This window comes from Paraburkholderia flava, assembly GCF_004359985.1.
GTDB classification, from domain to species: Bacteria; Pseudomonadota; Gammaproteobacteria; order Burkholderiales; family Burkholderiaceae; genus Paraburkholderia; species Paraburkholderia flava.
On sequence record NZ_SMRO01000002.1, the window covers coordinates 2,183,845 to 2,201,948 of the forward strand.

Sequence of the window (18,104 nt, forward strand, 5' to 3'; positions counted from 1 at the left end):
GGGATCAGGGGCGTCGCTTCGTGTTGCCTGATCCCGGCATCGCCCACCAGACGAGCGCAGCCACCAACGACAGCACAGCGACGATACCAAGCACCGCACTCATCGCCGTCTGAAATGCGTGGGCCGTCGAGATGAACGTGCCGAAGATCGCGACGCCCAGCGCGGACCCGCTTTGCCGCGCCGAATTCAGCACTGCGGCCGCGACGCCCGCGCGATTCTTCTCGACGGTGCCGAGCGCCGGTGAAGTCGCGGCCGGCGAAATGAAACCCGACGCGAGGCCGATCGCGAGCAACGGTGCAACGGCGAGCCAGTAATGCGAATGCGCGCTCGACAGCATCATGCCGAGTGCACCCGCCGCATACAGACCGAACGCGATGCACATCGACGGCCTGCTGCCGAGGTACTTCACGAGCCTGCTCGACAGCAGGCCGCCTATCGCAACCATGCCGGTCATCGGCAGGAATGCGAGCCCCGTGTCGAGCGCGGAATAGCCGCGCACCTGTTGATAGTAGAGGCTGAACGTGAACAGCATTCCGTAGAACACGAAAGCCGACGCCATCGACACGAACGTCGACGCCGAGAACAGCGCATTGCGAAAGAACTGCAGCGGCAGCATCGGATTGCGTGTGCGCATTTCAATGACGAAGAACGCGACCCACGCAGCGCCAGTCGTCGCGAGTGCAACGACGATCGGTACGGACGTCCATCCAAGCACCGGCCCTTCGATCAGCACGCCGATCAACGCCCCAAGCCCGACGATCGCCGCAAGCTGCCCCGGCAGATCGAAGTGCCGCGTCCGCGACGACACCGTACGATCGACCGACAACGTCAACCACAGCCCGACGATCCCGATCGGCACGTTGACGAAGAAGATGCTGCGCCAGCCGAGCAGATGAATCAGCAGCCCGCCGACCAGCGGACCGGATGCCATTGCAACGCCACCGCAACCCATCCATACGCTGACCGCGGCCGCACGTTCGGAAGGCACAGGATAAGCGTCGTTGATCAGCGCGAGCGAACACGGCACGAGCAGCGCGCTACCGATGCCTTGCAACGCACGCGCTAACGTCAGCGTCGCGAGGTCGGGCGCGAAACCGCACAGCACCGATGCGAGCACGAAGAGCGCAAGCCCCGCGAAGTAGACGTTGCGCGCACCGAGCCGGTCGCCTAGCGTGCCGCCCGTCATCAGCAGACTCGCGAAGGTCAGCGTGTAGGCGTTGATGACCCACTGCAGCCCCGTGACGCTGCTGCTCAACGTGCTGCCGATTTCACGCAATGCAACGTTGACGATCGATGCGTCCAGCAGCACGACCGTGTAGCTGATCGATGTCGCGGCCAGCACGCGATGTGCGGTACTGCGTGTCGATACGAGCTCGGCCACGATCAGCGCGCGTTGCCGTTGACGACGTTCATCAACGATTTGAATCCCACCCAGCCCCAGTACACGCGATGATGAACGATGAGCCCATCGGCCACGTCCATCACTTCGACGAGATCCACCTGATCGCCGTCCGGCGTCTCGCGTGGATATTCCCAGGTCAGCTGATGCCCGTTGGAAAAGAAGAGACCCGTTCGATACCAGCGCCCCAAACTATTCGGCAGCTTGCGCAGCCCTGCGTCGAAGAAGTCGCGAATCGCGGATTTGCCCCGCAGCACGCCGTCTGATTTTTCGGGCAAGGTCACGACGATCAATGGCGTTTCGAGTATCGCATCGTCTGCATAGAGAGCGATCAAGCTCTCCAGATCGCGATCGACGACTGCGCGATGCCATTGCTCGTAGATGTGGAGAATCGCGGGATCAGTGTGTGCGGTCATGGCAAGAGGCGCTAAGGAGGAGATTGCATCCAGCTTAGACGCGCAACCGCTCCGGATGCTTCGACGCGGATCGAAGCATGAACCGCGCAATGAAGCCACCGCTCGTATCACGCAGGTCCTGAACGCGCGAGCCGATAGCGAACATACCCCTCCGCATCAGGTCGCGCATCCGGCGCGCACCGCATGCCAAGTTTCTCCGCGACGCGCAGTGACGCCGCATTGCCCGACGCGATGCCCGCTACGATTTCATTCAGCCCCACCGTATCGAACGCGTGCCGCACGACCGCCAACGCGGCTTCGCTCGCGATACCGCGCCCCCACGTATCGCGCACGAGACGCCAGCCGATCTCCACATCGGGCCCCACCGCATCCTCCGGAATCAGCAGCACCCAGCCGACGAATCGCTCGGGCGCGTGTCGCTCGAAGATCGACCAGTAGCCGAGCCCGCGCGGATAAACCTGCGTCGTCCGCTCCTCGACGAAACGCCGATGCGCGACCGGGTCATGCCACGGCCCGGGAATGTGGCGCGTCACTTCGGGATCGCGATCCATCGCCATGCACGCATCGACATCATCGAGCGTGCGTGGACGCAGCAGCAGCCGCGCCGTACCCAGATGCGGCAACATCGATAGAACCTCCCCAAACAAACATTACCGAATTCAAACAAAAATCCAACAACATCAATACATAAATTACATCCATCGCACTTAAAACAAAACCGAAACGGGTCGGGACCAGGGATTACCACCGATAAGCTGCAATCCTCCATGCGTTTGCTTAACGGTCGGCGTACACTCGCTTCAAACTCAAACGGGGTAAGGCGGCACAGCGATACACAGCAACAAGCGGCCTTTCGTTCATCACGAAGAAACCGGAGACTCAGGAGAACAATCGATGAGCTGGACTCGAGAACAACGAAACGTAACGATTGCCGCCTTTCTAGGCTGGACACTCGATGCATTCGATTTCTTTCTGATGGTTTTCGTTCTGAAAGACATCGCGGCGGAATTCGGAACGGACATCAAAGCGGTCTCTTTCGGGATCATGTTGACGCTGATGGCGCGTCCCGTCGGGGCACTGATTTTCGGCTGGCTCGCCGACAAGTACGGCCGTCGACCCACGCTGATGGTCAACATCGCGTGCTTCTCGTTACTCGAACTGCTGTCCGGTTTCTCGCCGAACCTCACCACCCTGCTCGTGCTGCGTGCGCTGTTCGGCATCGCGATGGGCGGCGAATGGGGCGTCGGCGGTGCACTGACGATGGAAACCGTGCCGCCCAAGTCGCGCGGCATCGTGTCGGGGCTGCTGCAGGCCGGCTACCCATGCGGCTATCTGCTCGCGTCGATCGTGTTCGGGCTGTTCTATCAATACATCGGCTGGCGCGGCATGTTCTTCGTCGGCGTGCTGCCGGCGCTGCTCGTGCTGTACGTGCGGGCACACGTGCCGGAATCTCCTGCGTTCAAGACGCTCGAGAAGAAGGTGCGTCCGGGTCTCATCGAAACGTTGAAGCACAACTGGAAGATGTCGCTGTACGCGATCATCCTGATGACCGCGTTCAACTTCTTCTCGCACGGCTCGCAGGATCTTTATCCGACGTTCCTGCGGATCCAGCATAAGTTCGATCCTCACACCATCCTGTGGATCTCCGTCGTGCTGAACATCGGCGCGATGGTCGGCGGTCTGTTCTTCGGCGCGCTGTCGGAGAAGATCGGCCGCAAGCGCGCGATCTGCATCGCCGCATTGATCGCGCTGCCGGTGATCCCGCTGTGGGCGTTCTCGAGCACGGCAATCATGCTCGCGGTCGGCGCGTTCCTGCTGCAGATCTCCGTGCAAGGCGCATGGGGCGTGATCCCTGTACATCTGAACGAAATCTCGCCGGATGAAATTCGCGCGACGTTCCCGGGTCTCGTCTACCAGCTCGGCAACCTGATCGCGTCGGTCAACGGACCGCTGCAGGCAGGCGTCGCCGAAGCGCACGGCAACGACTACGCGACCGTGATGGCGACGGTGATCGGCATCGTCGCGGTCGTGATTGCGATATTGATCTGGTTTAGCCGTGAACGTCGCGGCATAGATATGACACAATCTGCAGAACAGGTTGTCGCGGCCATTCACTAGCCCGCCGACCGGAAGCAAAAAACCGGCGGGCACGACCTGCCGGACAACATTGCCAGCATTTGCCATACGAGGCCGTTCCGACTCACGTCGGAACGGCCTTTTTCGTCTGCGGTCCGGGATGCCTGCACAGTCGTGCGCCTCCCGCTTTTTAGAGGAGTCTATCCACACACAACGCTTGCTCGCTCGACCCTATCCTTTTTATCCTGAAAAAAACGGCTGTTTCAAATACTTATTTGAATCGCTTGTTTGCGGCTGGGCAACCGGCATTGGGAGACGCAACATGGCAGTTCGCACAACGGGCCGGCCCGCCGGCGACACGAAATCAAGAATCCTCGACGCAGCCGAAGCACTCTTCATCGAGTGCGGCTACGAGGCCATGTCGCTGCGGCAGATCACCTCGCGCGCTGAGGTCAATCTCGCCGCGGTCAACTATCACTTTGGCAACAAGGAAGCACTGATCCACGCGATGCTCTCGCGCCGGCTCGACCGGCTCAACGAGGAGCGATTGAAACTGCTCGAACGCTTCGACGCGATGCTTGGCTCGCGTCTGACCTGCGAGCACGTGCTCGGCGCGATGTTCATTCCCGCGCTGCGGTTATCGCGCGAACCGCGGGTCGGGGGCAAGGCGTTCCTGCGTCTGCTCGGACGCGCATACACCGATCCGTCGTCGTTCATCCGCGATTTTCTGGGTGCGCACTACGCGTCGGTGGCCGTGCGGTTCTTCGACGCGTTCCAGCGTGCGCTGCCGCATCTGCCGCGCGAAGAACTCGGCTGGCGTCTGCACTTCGCGATCGGCGCGCTGTCGGGGGTACTCGCCGGCACGGACACGGAGAGCCTCATCTCCGAGTTCTCGCAAGGCAAGAACATGAACGACCTGCAACTGATCGCGCGGCTCGCGTCGCTGATGGTCGCGGCATTGAAGGCGCCGCAACCGGACGCAAACCAGCTCGCCGCGTTCGCGGCCGTCCTCGGCGATGCCGCTGACGGCACGCCGGACAGCGGCAGCACGCTCGCGTGTCCGATCGCGGCGGCTGCGATCGCGCAGACGGCGGTGCCGGTCGAACGCAGCAACGGCAGCGGTGGCAATAGCAACAGCGGCAACAGCAGCAATAGCACCAACAGTTCACCGGCGACCGAAAGCGTGACCGCACAGGTCGTGCACGGCACCGCGTGAAACCGCACTCGAACGGCACCCGAGCACGATCCTTGCGGTGTCGTTCGAGCCCGGCCTGAACAGCGACCGCGCGGTCGGGCGGCGGCGTCTACGTAGCAACATCGCGTAGACCAACCGCCGATCGTGCCGGCCGTGCCGTCAAGGCCGGCCTGAACCAGACGACAGGCTTCGTGCCCGTCACAACCCGAACACGCGCGCCGTCCGTCGTGGGGATGCGCTCGCCCGCAGAAACAGAGACAGGAACAGAAGGAGGAATCGTCATGACGTGGTTCATCATTGCGCTCGTGGTCATCGGTGGGGCGTTGATCTATCGCCGGGCGCCGGCATCGTGGTGGCTGGCCTTCATGATCGTGTGGGTCGCGGCCGCGCATTGGCTGGGCGGCGCCGGTGGATTCGGCACGACGCTCCTCGCGATCGTCTTCGTGTTGCCCGCGCTCGTGCTCGCGGTCAAGCCGCTGCGTCGTGCGTGGCTGTCGCGGCGCGTACTCGACGTGTTCCGCAAGATCCTGCCGGAGATGTCGCCGACCGAGCGCGATGCGATCGAAGCCGGCACGGTGTGGTGGGATGCCGCGCTGTTCTCCGGCCGACCGCACTGGGACACGCTGCTCGCGTACGGTCCCGTGACGCTCACGGCCGAAGAGCAATCGTTCCTCGACAACGAGACCGAGCGTCTGTGCGATCTTGCGAACGATTGGGAAAGCACCGCCGTGTGGCAGGACATGTCGCCGGAAGCGTGGCAGTACGTGAAGGAAAAAGGCTTTCTCGGGATGATCATTCCGAAGCAGTACGGCGGCAAGCAGTTCTCCGCGTACGCGCATTCGCAGGTCATCATGAAGCTCGCGACGCGCTGTTCGGCGGCGGCCGTCTCGGTGATGGTGCCGAACTCGCTCGGACCCGCCGAGCTGCTGATGCACTACGGCACCGACGAGCAAAAGAACTACTATCTGCCCCGCCTCGCGCGCGGCGACGAGATCCCCTGCTTCGCGCTGACGAGTCCGTACGCGGGCTCCGACGCAGCCGCCATTCCCGACGTCGGCGTGGTCTGCAAAGGCACGTTCGACGGTCGCGAAACGCTCGGTTTTCGCGTGACGTGGGACAAGCGCTACATTACGCTCGGTCCGATCGCGACGGTGCTCGGTCTCGCGTTCCGCGTGCAGGATCCCGACCATCTGCTCGGTGGCGACGACGAACCCGGCATCACCTGCGCGCTGATTCCGACGCGTCATCCGGGCGTGAACATCGGCCGGCGTCACTGGCCGCTAAACGCGGTGTTCCAGAACGGCCCGAACTCGGGCAAGGACGTCTTCATTCCGCTCGACTGGGTGATCGGCGGACGCGCGCAGGTCGGCAACGGCTGGCGCATGCTGATGGAATGTCTCGCGGCGGGTCGCGCGATCTCGCTGCCGTCGTCGAACGTCGGGATGGCGAAGATCGCGGTGCGCGGCACCGGTGCGTACGCTGCGGTGCGGCGTCAGTTCCGCACGGCCGTCGGCAAGTTCGAGGGCGTGCAGGAAGCGCTCGGCCGTATGGGCGGCAATCTCTATGTGATGGATGCCGCGCGTCGTCTGTCCGCGCATGCGGTCGATCTCGGCGAAAAGCCGTCGGTGATTTCCGCGATCGCGAAGTATCACATCACCGAGCGCGCACGAAAGGTCATCAACGACGGCATGGACGTCGTCGCCGGCAAGGGCATCTGCATGGGCCCGTCGAACTTCCTCGCACGTGCGTACCAGCAGGTGCCGATCGCGATCACGGTCGAAGGCGCGAACATTCTCACGCGTTGCCTGATCATCTTCGGGCAAGGCGCGATCCGCTGCCATCCGTTTGTGCTGAAAGAGATGTCCGCCGTGCGCGAGACCGATCGCGCGAAAGCGCTGATCGATTTCGACGAAGCGTTCTTCGGTCACATCGCGTTCACGCTGTCGAACGTCGTGCGCAGTTTCGTCGATAGCGTGACCGGCGGCCTCCTGATCGCGAAGCCGCAGCGCGCGTACGCACCGCTCGTGCACTACTACCGCGCGGCGAGTCGGATCTCCACGGCATTCGCATTGCTCGCCGATGTATCGATGTTCGTGCTCGGCGGCGACCTGAAGCGGCGCGAGCGAATCTCCGGCCGACTCGGCGACGTGCTGTCGCAGCTGTACCTGATCTCGTCGACGCTCAAGCGCTTCGAGGACGAAGGCCGTCAGGAAGCGGACCTGCCGCTCGTGCGCTGGGGTGTCGAAGATTCGCTGTACCAGGCACAGCACGCACTCGACGGCGTACTCGCGAATTACCCGAACCGCGTCGCGGCAGCGCTTGTGCGCGTGCTCGCGTTCCCGTTCGGTTTGCCGCATCGCGAACCGTCCGACCAGCTCGGCACCGAGATCGCCGAATTGATGCAGACGCCCGGCGCCGCACGCGACCGGTTGCTCTCGGATTCGTACATCCCGCCGGTCGAAATCGATGCGCTCGGTTATGGCGAACTGGTGTTCGCGCTGAACCCGCGCGTCACACAGATCGACCAGAAACTTCGCGAAGCGGTGAAGCGCGGCGAGATCGAACCGATGCCGCAGAGCCTCCCCGACCTCGCCGGCTGGACCGACATCGCGCAGCAACGCGGCCTGATCGACGCGGACGAACGCAAGACGCTCGACGATTATGCGCATTACGGTGCGATGGTCGTGAAGGTCGACGACTTCGATCAGGACTTCGGGATCCTCGGCGATCTGCAGCGCCGCAAGGAAGCACTCGACAAAGCGATGCAGCTTGCCGCATGAGTCGCCCACCGTGCACACTGACGTGACTGAACCTCGCCGGCGGAACAACGGACGATGAACGACTCCTACCTGAATTTCGTCAACTCGGCGTTCGGCGCGCGCCTCGCGCGCTCGCTCGGGCTGCCGAAACCCGAAGTGCTGCGCCGCTATCGCGAAGACAAGCCGGAATACGACGGCCTCGTCGCGGTCGGTGCAGGTACTGCGCCGCAATTACTCGACGCGCTCGCGGACGTTGTCGCGAGCACCGGTCTCACGAGCGTCGCGCACGAAAGCGCGGGGCTGTGGATTCCGCTCGCGAACCGCCACGGTCTGATGACCGGTCGCTTCGAGCCGGCCGAAAGCGGTTCATCCGCGCGCGTCGCGGCGCTCGTATTCGATGCAAGCGGCATCGACGACAGCGCGCAGCTCGATGCGCTTTACCAGTTCTTTCACGACACGCTGCGCTCGCTCGGCAAGTGCGGTCGCATCGTGGTCCTTGGGCGCACGCCTGAGACTTGCGATGAGCCTCGCCGCCATACTGCGCAGCGCGCGCTCGAAGGCTTGACGCGTTCGCTCGGCAAGGAAGCACGACGGGGCATCACGTCGAACCTGATCTATGTTGCGCCGCAGGCCGCGCATCGACTCGAAGGCACGTTGCGCTTCTTCCTGTCGCCGCGCTCGGCATATGTGTCGGGTCAGGTCGTGCGGATCGAATCTCAAGCGACTGAAGCGGACGTCGCGCTACCCGCGTCGTTCGACTGGACTCACCCGCTCGCCGGACGCCGAGCGGTCGTCACCGGCGCCGCACGCGGCATCGGCGCGGCAATCGCAAGCGTGCTCGCCGCGCAGGGCGCGCACGTGATCGGTATCGACATTCCGTCCGCGCACGATGCACTCGCGACGACGATGCGTCCGCTCAACGGCACCGCGCTCACGTTCGACATCGCCGCGCCCGATGCGCCTGCGCAGATCGCCGCCGCGCTCGACGAAAACGGCATCGACATCGTCGTGCACAACGCCGGCATCACGAAGGACAAGACCATCGCGAAGATGAGCGACGCCGCGTGGCACAGCGTGCTCGACATCAACCTCGGCGCGCAGGAACGCATCGACGATACGTTGCTCGCGGCCGGTACGCTGCGCGACGGCGGACGGATCGTGTGCGTATCGTCGATCAGCGGCATCGCGGGCAATCTCGGGCAGACCAACTATGCGGCGTCGAAGGCGGGCGTGATCGGCCGCGTGCAGAGCATGGCGCCGCGTTTGCGCGAACGACGCATCACGATCAACGCGGTCGCACCCGGCTTCATCGAAACGCAGATGACCGCGAAGATTCCGCTCGCGATCCGCGAAGCCGGCCGCCGGATGAATTCGATGAGCCAGGGCGGTCTGCCGGTCGATGTCGCACAGACCATCGCGTGGCTCGCGCAGCCGACATCGGCGGGCGTCACCGGACAGGTCGTGCGCGTATGCGGCCAGAGCCTGATCGGAGCGTGACGATGAGCGAACCGTACGGCGCCGGACAAGACACGCAGCGCACGGAGCGCGCGAAGACCGTCGTCATAGAACGTCTTGCGCCGCCCTCGAAGCGTTATGCGCGCGCGCTGTCCGGCATCTTCAAGCGCGGCCGCGCGACGCAGTTGCCCGCGTTGCGTCTCGTGCGTCCCGCCGTGCCGCTGGAATACGCGGACATCGAACGCTACGCGCGTGTATGCGGCTTCATCCCCGAACACGGGATGCCGCTCACCTACCCTCATCTGCTCGCGTTTCCGCTGCATCTGCAGATGCTGACCGAGCCGGCGTTTCCGTGGCCCGCGCTCGGGCTCGTGCATCTCGCGAACAGCGTGCGTCTGCGGCGACCGCTTTCGGCTGGCGACGTACTGCGCGTCGAAGTCGAATTCGGCGCGCTGCTGCAGCACGACAAGGGCCAGGCGTTCGTGCTGCACTCACGCATGTACCGGCGCGGCGAAGCCGTGTGGGACGGCGACAGCGTGTACCTGAAACGCGGCATCCCCGCGCGCGGCACGGCGCTCGCGCCGCTCGAACTGGATCGCGACGCGCTCGCGCGCCACGCGCGCTGGCAACTGCCCGCGCAACTGGGCCGCGACTACGCGCGCGTGTCCGGCGACTACAACCCGATTCACATGAGCGCGCTATCGGCGAAGGCCTTCGGTTTTCCGCGCGCGATCGCGCACGGCATGTGGTCGCTTGCGCGCGCCGCCGCCGCGCTGCAACCACCGAAACCGCTCGCCGAAGCGTCGCTCGCCGCCGAATTCAAGCTGCCGATGCTGCTGCCCGGCGAAGCCTCGCTGTGGACCGCCGCGCCGTCGCTCGTCGAGCGCGAGTTCGAAGCACGCGACAAGACCGGCGACAAACCGCATCTGCGCGGCCGCTTTCAGTGGGTGCTTCAATGAAGGTGCTGCAATGAGCGATAACCATCCCAAGGAGACCCGCATGCCCCTCTCGCCTCCCGCCGTGCGACGCGTCGCGATCATCGGCGGCAACCGGATTCCGTTCGCGCGCTCGAACACCGCGTACGCGACCGCGTCGAATCAGGACATGCTGACGTTCACGCTGCAAGGCCTGATCGACCGCTTCAACCTGCACGGCGAACGGCTCGGCGAAGTCGCAGCTGGCGCCGTCATCAAGCACTCGCGCGATTACAACCTCGCCCGCGAATCGGTTCTGTCGACGACGCTCGCGAAGGAAACCCCCGCATACGATGTGCAGCAGGCATGCGGCACCGGCCTCGAAGCCGCGATCCTCGTCGCGAACAAGATTGCGCTCGGGCAGATCGAAGCGGGCATCGCGGGCGGCGTCGATACGACGTCGGATGCACCGATCGGCGTGAACGAGCGGATGCGCAAGATCCTGCTCGAAGCGAATCGCGGTAAATCGACCGGACAGCGTGTCGGCGCATTGTCGAAGCTGCGGCCCGGCATGTTCTTCAAGCCGCTGCTGCCGCGTATCAGCGAGCCGCGCACGGGGCTGTCGATGGGCGAGCACTGCGAGCTGATGGCCAAGCGCTGGGGCATCTCGCGCGAGGCGCAGGACGTGCTCGCGTACGAGAGTCATCGGAAGCTGTCGGAAGCGTATGCACGCGGTTTTCTGAACGACCTGATGACGCCGTATCGCGGCGTCGCGCGCGACAACAACCTGCGCAGCGATCTCACGCTCGAAAAGCTTGCCAGCCTCAAGCCTGCCTTCGATCGCGATGCCGGCACGCTGACCGCCGGCAACTCGACACCGCTCACCGACGGCGCATCGGCCGTGCTGCTCGCCAGCGAAGAATGGGCTGCCGCACGCGGCCTGCCGGTACTCGCGTACCTGAGCGCATCGGAGACCGCAGCGGTCGACTACTTCGACAAGAAAGAAGGCCTGCTGATGGCGCCCGCGTACGCGGTGCCGCGCATGCTCGCGCGCGTGGGTCTGACGCTGCAGGACTTCGATCTGTACGAGATTCACGAGGCGTTCGCCGCGCAGGTGCTGTGCACGCTCGAAGCATGGCAGGACGACGAATACTGCCGGACCACGCTCGGCCTGCCCGGCCCGCTCGGTCCGATCGATCGCGCGAAGCTGAACGTGAACGGCGGTTCGCTCGCGTCCGGTCATCCGTTCGCGGCGACCGGCGGACGACTCGTCGCGGGGCTCGCGAAAATGCTCGCGCAACTCGACAAGCCGGCCGGCACCGCACGCGGTCTGATCTCGATCTGCGCGGCGGGTGGTCAGGGCGTCGTCGCGATACTCGAACGTTAGCGCCTGTTTATTCGCGCTGCGGCGGACCGTACCGTCAGAGTACGCGCCGCAGACCGTGGAGTGCCGCACACGAATATGAACGAATGACCGGAGACAACCGATGAACCAGCCCACGCAAGCGCAGCCCGCGACACAACCCGCGCCGAACACCGACGGCATCTGGTACGCGTCGTACCCACCCGACGTGCCGCACGACATCGACGTCAACCAGTACGAATCGATTCCGCAGTTCTTCGACGAATGCATCGAGCAGTTCCGCGAGCGCGTCGCGTACGTGAGCGTCGGATCGAACCTCACGTATGGTGAACTGGGCCGCAAGGCGACCGCATTCGCCGCGTGGCTGCAGAAAATCGGCGTGAAGCCCGGCGACCGCGTAGCGATCATGCTGCCCAACACGTTCCAGTACCCGGTCGCGCTGTTCGGCACGCTGAAGGCCGGTGCGATCGTCGTCAACGTGAATCCGCTGTACACGGTGCGCGAACTCGCGCATCAACTGAAGGACAGCGGCGCGCAGACCATCATCGTATTCGAGAACTTCGCGAAGACCGTCGAGGACGCGTTGCCCGGTACGCGCGTGCAGAACATCGTCGTCACGTCGCTCGGCGATCTGCTCGCCGACGGGCTGAACCTCAAGGGCAAGATGCTGAACTTCGTGCTCAAGCACGTGAAGAAGATGGTGCCGCCGTACAACCTGCCGCAGGCGGTCAGGTTGCTCGATGCACTCGCCGAAGGCTACCGGCGCCCGCTCGAACCGGTGCGCCCCACGCACGGCGACCTCGCGTTCCTGCAATACACCGGCGGTACCACCGGCGTCGCGAAGGGCGCGATGCTCACGCACCGGAACATCATCGCGAACCTGCTGCAGGCGAAGGAATGGTCCGCTGGACAACTCACCGATGAAATCGAAACGGTGCTCACGCCGCTGCCGCTGTATCACATCTTCTCGCTGACGGTGAACGCGCTGATCTTTCTCGGGCTCGGCGGCAGGAACATCCTGATCGCGAATCCGCGCGACACGAAGCGCGTGATGATGATCATCCGCAAGGAGAAATTCACCGGCATCACGGCGGTCAATACGCTGTACAACGCGTTCCTCGACAACGAGGAATTTAGGAAGCGCGACTTCTCGAACCTGAAGCTCGCGATGGCCGGCGGGATGGCCACGCAAAAGGCCGTCGCCGACCGCTTCAAGCAGGTCACCGGCAAACCGATCGTCGAGGGTTACGGGCTGACTGAATGCTCGCCGATCGTATCGATGAATCCGGTCGATCTGAAGAACATGCGCGACTTCGAAGGCTCGATCGGGCTGCCCGCGCCGTCCACGCATGTGCGCTTCAAGAAGGACGACGGCAGCTGGGCGAACGTCGGCGAAGCGGGCGAGCTGTGCGTGCAGGGTCCGCAGGTGATGAAGGGCTACTGGAACCGTCCGGAGGAAACCGCGAAGGTGTTCGACGACGAAGGCTGGCTCGCGACCGGCGATATCGGCGTGATGGATTCGCGCGGCTTCATCCGGCTGATCGATCGCAAGAAGGACATGATCCTGGTGTCGGGCTTCAACGTCTATCCGAACGAAATCGAAGATGTGATCGCGATGCATCCGGACGTTCGCGAAGTCGCCGCAATCGGCATTCCCGACGATGCGCAGGGCGAACGCATCAAGGTGTTCGTCGTGTCGCGCAACCCGTCGCTGACCGCCGACGCGGTAATCCAGCATTGCCGCAAGAACCTGACCGGCTACAAGGTGCCGAAGGTCGTCGAGTTCCGCGACGAGCTGCCGCAGACCAACGTCGGCAAGATCCTGCGGCGCGCGCTGCGCGACGAGGAACTCGCGAAGCATAACGCTGCCTGAACGGTTGTCGGCGGTTGTCTGCCATTCATTTCGGAGAACGTGCAATGATGCACCCCCAGCATTCGAGGTTCCGCTTCACCGCGCTTTCGCTGCATTCGCTTCGGCTCACGAAACTGTGCGCGATGGCGAGCGCGCTCGCGCTCGTTACCGGGCTGACCGCGTACCCTGCGATCGCGCAGACCGCTGCATCGGCATCCGACAACGCGGCCGCCACCGCCACGACCGTGCCTGCCGACAGCACCGCGCCTGTCTCCCCGCCGACCACGCCGCCCGCGCAGGTCGGCAAGCAGACACTCGATCAACAGGTGCACTGGCTGCGTCGCGCGGCGCAAAGCGGCATGCTCGAAAAGCTCGACGATGCGACGCTCGTGTCACTGTTCGAATCGCTCGATCCGCTCGCGGTACCGCGCTATATCCGCGAAGGTCCGAACGATTATCCGTCGTACGAGTTCACGATGTCGCGCCAGGAACGCATTCGCGGCGTGTGGCCCGACAAGCCCGACCACATGCTCGTGCGGATCGCGCACGACCCGCTGCGCGTGTACGCGAAGTGGTTGCCCGACGGTGCGCATGCGGGTCAGGAAATCATCTACGACGAGTCGAAGCGCACCGACGAAATGTACGGGCATCTGGGCGGCATGCTGAACATCATGCCGCTGTGGACATCGATCACCGGTTCGCTCGCGCGTGCGCAGTCGAATCACACGGTGCGCGATCTTGGTACCGCGTACGTCGCAGGCCAGTATCTGACTGAAGGCAAGAAGTATGGTGAAGCCGGCATCGCGCGGCCGATGCAGACCGAGGTGAAGACGATCGACGGCGTGCGCGTCGTCGCGTTCACGTGGGAAACGCCGACCGGCAAGCCCGCGTTCTACGCGAAGAAGGAAACGCTTGGACTGGATCTGCGGCATCCGTGGTTCCGTACTGTCGAGTCTTATGACAACGACGGGCGCATCTTCGAGAAGATCATCTTTGAATCGATTACGCCGAAGACGCTGGATGATGCGACGTTCGATCCGAAGAATCCGGCTTATAAGTTCTAGTTTTTCGATCACTGCCTGCACGTTGACGCGCGAGCCGCACACCTGTGCGCTCGCAAGCGTGCATGCATGCTCATCCGTTAGTCGTTTCGTCCGTCTGCGTATCGAAGCGGCGCGCATCCGTTTCGATCCAGACTTCGACCACCCCATCCCGCTGTATCGTCCGTTGCTCGATGCGATGCGAACTCGCGGCGAGCCGTGCCAGAACGAACGCATCCGACGCGCGTACGACGCCGACGAACGATGCCTCTTTGCCCGTGAGCCGTGGACCGAGTGTCGTATGCCACAGCATCCCGACATCGTCGCCGGTTTCGATAACCGGTAAACCTGCACGCGCAGCGAGACGCGCGAGTTCGCGTCCTCGCGCGAGATGCTCGTCTACCAGCACAAACGCAATGCCTCGCGATGCGTCTGCCTTCTTCGCGACGCCGTGCGCGTATGCTGGCCACGCATAATCAACGAGCGCCGCAAGCGGCACACCAGTGGCCATGACGAACGTGCGCCGTTTCATCGCGCCGACTCCATGCCGAGATACGCGCAACGTAAAGCGTTCACGTCGTCCCCCGCCGGTCCCGCCACGCGCGCGGCCAGATACCCTGCTTGCCCGGCGACAGAATGCCGGCAGGATCGAGCGCATCCTTGACCGTCTCCGACAAACGCAGCAGCGCGCCGTCGTTAAAACCGTACTGCGCGGCAGCTTCGTCCATGTACGCGAGATGCGTGCGGTACTGACCGTAACCGGCCGCCTGCGTGTCGCGCATCAGCACGCGCAGCAGATCGCCCGCGCGCTGCGTCTGACCTGCATCGTCGCGATCGAAAATCGCCGCGAAGATGTGATGCAGATGCCGCTCGCCTGCAGTGAAACCGCCGTAGTAGTCGAAGCCGTATTCGGCCGCGCGTGCCTTGATCATCGTGTACTGACGCATCGCGTCCTGACCCGTCGCGGGACACACAGGCGAAAAATCGACATGCGCACCCGAGCCACCCCGCCAGTCGAGCATCCGAAACGCAGTCATCGCCGGAATGCCCGCGAGATTGCGATCGCCGCCGTCCTTCGGCAACGCATCGCCTTCGGCGTCGCCTCGATAACGCCGCGATGAAAACGACGCGCCCTGTATAGGCGAAAACGCACGTCGCACGCGCGCATCGCAGACGTCGAGCAAAGCGTCGTCGCCGTATAGCGCGTAATGCAGATTCCAGCGTCCCACGTGCAGCGCCGCGAGCATTTTGTCGATTGCGTCTTCCGGCATTGCGCCGGCACCGTCGTACCACCGGGTGCGCGTCGACAGCCCGGCCGCGCGACGCAGACCGCCTTCGATCACCGCCTGATTGCGAATGGTCCCGTCGAGCCGCAGCGGCCGCAGCGTGTCGACGATCGCTTCGAGATCGCCTTCATTGCGGAACTGGATTTCGCCGAGCAGATACGCGGGCGGCGTGGGCATCAACCAGACGCCCATCTTCGTGACGACGCCGTAGTTCGACTGCATGAACATCGCATCGAACGATGGGCCAAAACCGCCTTTGAACAACGCCCATGATGACGACGACGAAGATGCAGCGCTGCCGTCGAGTGCGCCCATGCCGGTCCGCACGACGCTGCCGTCCGCGAGCACGACTTCCATCCCGCACTGATGCGCCGCGTGGTCGCCATACGGCGTGTAGCCGAAGCCGCGCTCGAGCGTATTGCCGATCACGCTGCCCCAACCCGCCGCCGGCGGATCGACCCACAGTCGATAGCCATGCTGACGCAGATAAAGATGCAGATCGAAATAGCTGACGCCCGGCTCGACGATCGCGAATGCGAGCGTCTCGTCGACTTCGACGATGCGGTTCATCCGTTGCAGGTCGAGCACGACCGAGCCCGCGAGTCGCGGTGCGGCGCCGCCGTACGCGAGATTGCGGCCTGTCGATACGGTCCACAAAGGAATCTGCTGTTCGCGCGCGATGCGCAGAACCGCGCGGATCTCATCGACGGAAGCAGGCAGCAGCGCGGCCGATGCCGCACCGGATGAACCCGCGCCCGGTGCGAACGGATCACGATAGGCGTGCAGCGCGTCGTCGGAAGTCAGCACGTTCGATGCGCCGATTTCAGACGCCCACTGCGAGAGCGCGCGATCGAAGATCGCAGAGGAAACGCCGGGCGGCAGCATGCGGTTCATTGCGTGGTCTCCGTGCGTGATTCGACGCGCGGCTCGACAAGACCTGCGGCGCGCGGCAGACGGATCACCTCAACCACGTCATTCACGCCTTACTGCCACGTCTCAGGCCGCCCACCCAGCGCGCTGCACACATCGATCGCCATCGAGCGCAGCTTGCCTTCCGAAACGGTTCCGGACAGCGCATAGCCCATCCGGTCGCTGACCCAGTAGAACGTGCGGCGATTGCCGTCGCGAAACAGGCGGAACACGGTCTCGTCCTTCGGAATGCCGGCGACGTACAGCGTCAGGCGTGCACCCGCGTCGTTCTCGTACATGAACTGCGCGGCGGGCCCCGCTTCGCCGGGCAGCAACCGCCCGCCGACGAGCGAATAGCCATACTCCTGCAGCGACGGCACCGACAGCGGACGGTTCAGCCGCTTCGACAGCCACGCAATCAGATGCGCCTCTTCGCTCGCGGCGACCTCGACCGGATGACGCTGCTCCGGCGAATAGACCGCATACGCGACGTCCGCGCGACGCGCGAGCGCCATCGTGTCGCCGCCCGTGCTGCCGATGATGCGCGGCCCCACCGTGCCGAGCGCGAGACCGAGCCCCGCGCCCACCGCGACCCAGCACGCGGCGAGCGCGACGCGCCGCCACGGCGACACGCGCGGACGCAGCACGACGAACGGCCGCGCATGCTCCGAGGGCTCGCCGCACAGCGCCTGCAAGGCGGACTTCTGCGCGCGCCACGACGCGACCTGCGCGGCGGCCAGCGGATCGGTCGCAACGCGCTCGCGGATTGCCGCGCGATCCGTCTCCGGCAACTCGCCGTCGACGAATGCCGACAGCGCGCGCAGCGCGGCATCGGCTGCGGGATCGGAATCGTGGTCGTGGTTGTCGTGGGTCATCGCGAAGTTCTCACTACTTTCAGCGCGGGCGATTTGCCGATCGGCCCTTCGTTGCCTTCCGCGAGCAGGCCGCGCATGTGCTCGCGCGCGCGGGAGAGTCGAGACATCACCGTGCCGACCGGCACACCGAGTGCGCTCGACGCCTCCTGATACGTCAGTTCCTCCACGCAGACGAGCAGCAGTACCTCGCGCTGCTCGACCGGCAAACAATATAACGCGCGCTGCACGTCGCGCAGCACCAGACCGTCGACCTCGCCGCGCGGCGCTTCGAGCGTGCGCCACGGCGCGCTTTCGTCGTCGACGGCGATCTCGCGACGTACCCGCAACTGGTCGATGTACAGATGCCGCAAGATCGTCAGCAACCACGCGCGCAGGTTGCTGCCCGGCCGGAACCCCGTCCAGCGAGACAACGCACGCTCCGCCGTGTCCTGCACTAAATCGTCCGCCCACGCGGGATCGCCCGTCAGCGCGCGCGCATAGCGGCGCAGCTGCGGGAGCCACCCGATCACTTCTGCTTCGAAGCTCACCCGGTCAGCGCTCCGGCGAACGCGTGACCGGACGCGCT

Annotated in this window: 15 protein-coding genes; 8 read left to right on the top strand and 7 right to left on the bottom strand. The window is 64.4% G+C overall.

Going from position 1 to position 18,104, the window contains the following annotated elements; translation table 11 throughout:
- Positions 1-4: 4 nt before the first annotated feature.
- The 3 genes from E1748_RS21200 to E1748_RS21210 form a co-directional block, all read right to left on the bottom strand.
- Positions 5-1,381, bottom strand: a complete 1,377-nt coding sequence (locus E1748_RS21200; RefSeq protein ID WP_133649098.1) for an MFS transporter — start codon at positions 1,379-1,381, stop codon at positions 5-7.
- Between the two features lie 2 nt (positions 1,382-1,383).
- Positions 1,384-1,815, bottom strand: a complete 432-nt coding sequence (locus E1748_RS21205; protein ID WP_133649099.1) for a nuclear transport factor 2 family protein — start codon at positions 1,813-1,815, stop codon at positions 1,384-1,386.
- 107 nt (positions 1,816-1,922) lie between these two features.
- Positions 1,923-2,441 carry a GNAT family N-acetyltransferase gene (locus tag E1748_RS21210; RefSeq protein WP_133649100.1) on the bottom strand — a complete coding sequence of 173 codons (519 nt, stop codon included), beginning with the start codon at positions 2,439-2,441 and terminating at the stop codon, positions 1,923-1,925.
- Between the two features lie 268 nt (positions 2,442-2,709).
- On the opposite strand from E1748_RS21210, the gene E1748_RS21215 reads away from it, so the two are divergent.
- From E1748_RS21215 to E1748_RS21250, 8 genes are all read left to right on the top strand, one after another.
- Positions 2,710-3,933 carry an MFS transporter gene (locus tag E1748_RS21215; RefSeq protein ID WP_133649101.1) on the top strand — a complete coding sequence of 408 codons (1,224 nt, stop codon included), beginning with the start codon at positions 2,710-2,712 and terminating at the stop codon, positions 3,931-3,933.
- A gap of 280 nt (positions 3,934-4,213) precedes the next feature.
- Entirely contained in the window at positions 4,214-5,107 is an 894-nt protein-coding gene (locus E1748_RS21220) for a TetR/AcrR family transcriptional regulator (protein ID WP_133649102.1), read from the top strand.
- 260 nt (positions 5,108-5,367) lie between these two features.
- The gene (locus tag E1748_RS21225; RefSeq protein WP_133649103.1) at positions 5,368-7,866 is read left to right on the top strand and encodes an acyl-CoA dehydrogenase; all 2,499 of its coding nucleotides are present in this window, start codon (positions 5,368-5,370) and stop codon (positions 7,864-7,866) included.
- Positions 7,867-7,920: 54 nt separating this feature from the next.
- Positions 7,921-9,342: a 3-oxoacyl-ACP reductase gene (locus E1748_RS21230; protein ID WP_133649104.1), complete on the top strand. Its 1,422-nt coding sequence runs from the start codon at positions 7,921-7,923 to the stop codon at positions 9,340-9,342.
- A 2-nt stretch (positions 9,343-9,344) separates the two neighbouring features.
- Positions 9,345-10,259, top strand: a complete 915-nt coding sequence (locus tag E1748_RS21235) for a MaoC/PaaZ C-terminal domain-containing protein (protein WP_133649105.1) — start codon at positions 9,345-9,347, stop codon at positions 10,257-10,259.
- A 40-nt stretch (positions 10,260-10,299) separates the two neighbouring features.
- Positions 10,300-11,601, top strand: a complete 1,302-nt coding sequence (locus tag E1748_RS21240) for an acetyl-CoA C-acetyltransferase (RefSeq protein ID WP_133649106.1) — start codon at positions 10,300-10,302, stop codon at positions 11,599-11,601.
- A 100-nt stretch (positions 11,602-11,701) separates the two neighbouring features.
- The gene (locus E1748_RS21245) at positions 11,702-13,450 is read left to right on the top strand and encodes an AMP-binding protein (protein WP_133649107.1); all 1,749 of its coding nucleotides are present in this window, start codon (positions 11,702-11,704) and stop codon (positions 13,448-13,450) included.
- Positions 13,451-13,494: 44 nt separating this feature from the next.
- Positions 13,495-14,493, top strand: a complete 999-nt coding sequence (locus tag E1748_RS21250) for a DUF1571 domain-containing protein (RefSeq protein ID WP_133649108.1) — start codon at positions 13,495-13,497, stop codon at positions 14,491-14,493.
- 70 nt (positions 14,494-14,563) lie between these two features.
- On the opposite strand, the gene E1748_RS21255 is transcribed toward E1748_RS21250, so the two are convergent.
- The 4 genes from E1748_RS21255 to E1748_RS21270 all read right to left on the bottom strand — a co-directional run bounded on the left by E1748_RS21255 (position 14,564) and on the right by E1748_RS21270 (position 18,066).
- Positions 14,564-15,001 (bottom strand): hypothetical protein, encoded by a 438-nt coding sequence (locus E1748_RS21255; protein ID WP_133649109.1) that lies wholly within the window; start codon positions 14,999-15,001, stop codon positions 14,564-14,566.
- 40 nt (positions 15,002-15,041) lie between these two features.
- Positions 15,042-16,649, bottom strand: a complete 1,608-nt coding sequence (locus tag E1748_RS21260; protein WP_133649110.1) for an FAD-binding oxidoreductase — start codon at positions 16,647-16,649, stop codon at positions 15,042-15,044.
- 89 nt (positions 16,650-16,738) lie between these two features.
- Entirely contained in the window at positions 16,739-17,539 is an 801-nt protein-coding gene (locus E1748_RS21265; RefSeq protein ID WP_133649111.1) for an anti-sigma factor family protein, read from the bottom strand.
- Positions 17,536-18,066 carry a sigma-70 family RNA polymerase sigma factor gene (locus tag E1748_RS21270; RefSeq protein WP_133649112.1) on the bottom strand — a complete coding sequence of 177 codons (531 nt, stop codon included), beginning with the start codon at positions 18,064-18,066 and terminating at the stop codon, positions 17,536-17,538. Before E1748_RS21270 ends, E1748_RS21265 begins: the two co-directional genes overlap by 4 nt.
- Positions 18,067-18,104: the final 38 nt, after the last annotated feature.

Bases quoted from the DNA above. Each gene is read 5' to 3' on its own strand.
- E1748_RS21205 (WP_133649099.1), bottom strand. From the start codon at position 1,815: ATGACCGCACACACTGATCCCGCGATTCTCCACATCTACGAGCAATGG.
- E1748_RS21210 (WP_133649100.1), bottom strand. From the start codon at position 2,441: ATGTTGCCGCATCTGGGTACGGCGCGGCTGCTGCTGCGTCCACGCACG.
- E1748_RS21215 (WP_133649101.1), top strand. From the start codon at position 2,710: ATGAGCTGGACTCGAGAACAACGAAACGTAACGATTGCCGCCTTTCTA.
- E1748_RS21220 (WP_133649102.1), top strand. From the start codon at position 4,214: ATGGCAGTTCGCACAACGGGCCGGCCCGCCGGCGACACGAAATCAAGA.
- E1748_RS21225 (WP_133649103.1), top strand. From the start codon at position 5,368: ATGACGTGGTTCATCATTGCGCTCGTGGTCATCGGTGGGGCGTTGATC.
- E1748_RS21230 (WP_133649104.1), top strand. From the start codon at position 7,921: ATGAACGACTCCTACCTGAATTTCGTCAACTCGGCGTTCGGCGCGCGC.
- E1748_RS21235 (WP_133649105.1), top strand. From the start codon at position 9,345: ATGAGCGAACCGTACGGCGCCGGACAAGACACGCAGCGCACGGAGCGC.
- E1748_RS21240 (WP_133649106.1), top strand. From the start codon at position 10,300: ATGCCCCTCTCGCCTCCCGCCGTGCGACGCGTCGCGATCATCGGCGGC.
- E1748_RS21245 (WP_133649107.1), top strand. From the start codon at position 11,702: ATGAACCAGCCCACGCAAGCGCAGCCCGCGACACAACCCGCGCCGAAC.
- E1748_RS21250 (WP_133649108.1), top strand. From the start codon at position 13,495: ATGATGCACCCCCAGCATTCGAGGTTCCGCTTCACCGCGCTTTCGCTG.
- E1748_RS21255 (WP_133649109.1), bottom strand. From the start codon at position 15,001: ATGAAACGGCGCACGTTCGTCATGGCCACTGGTGTGCCGCTTGCGGCG.
- E1748_RS21260 (WP_133649110.1), bottom strand. From the start codon at position 16,649: ATGAACCGCATGCTGCCGCCCGGCGTTTCCTCTGCGATCTTCGATCGC.
- E1748_RS21265 (WP_133649111.1), bottom strand. From the start codon at position 17,539: ATGACCCACGACAACCACGACCACGATTCCGATCCCGCAGCCGATGCC.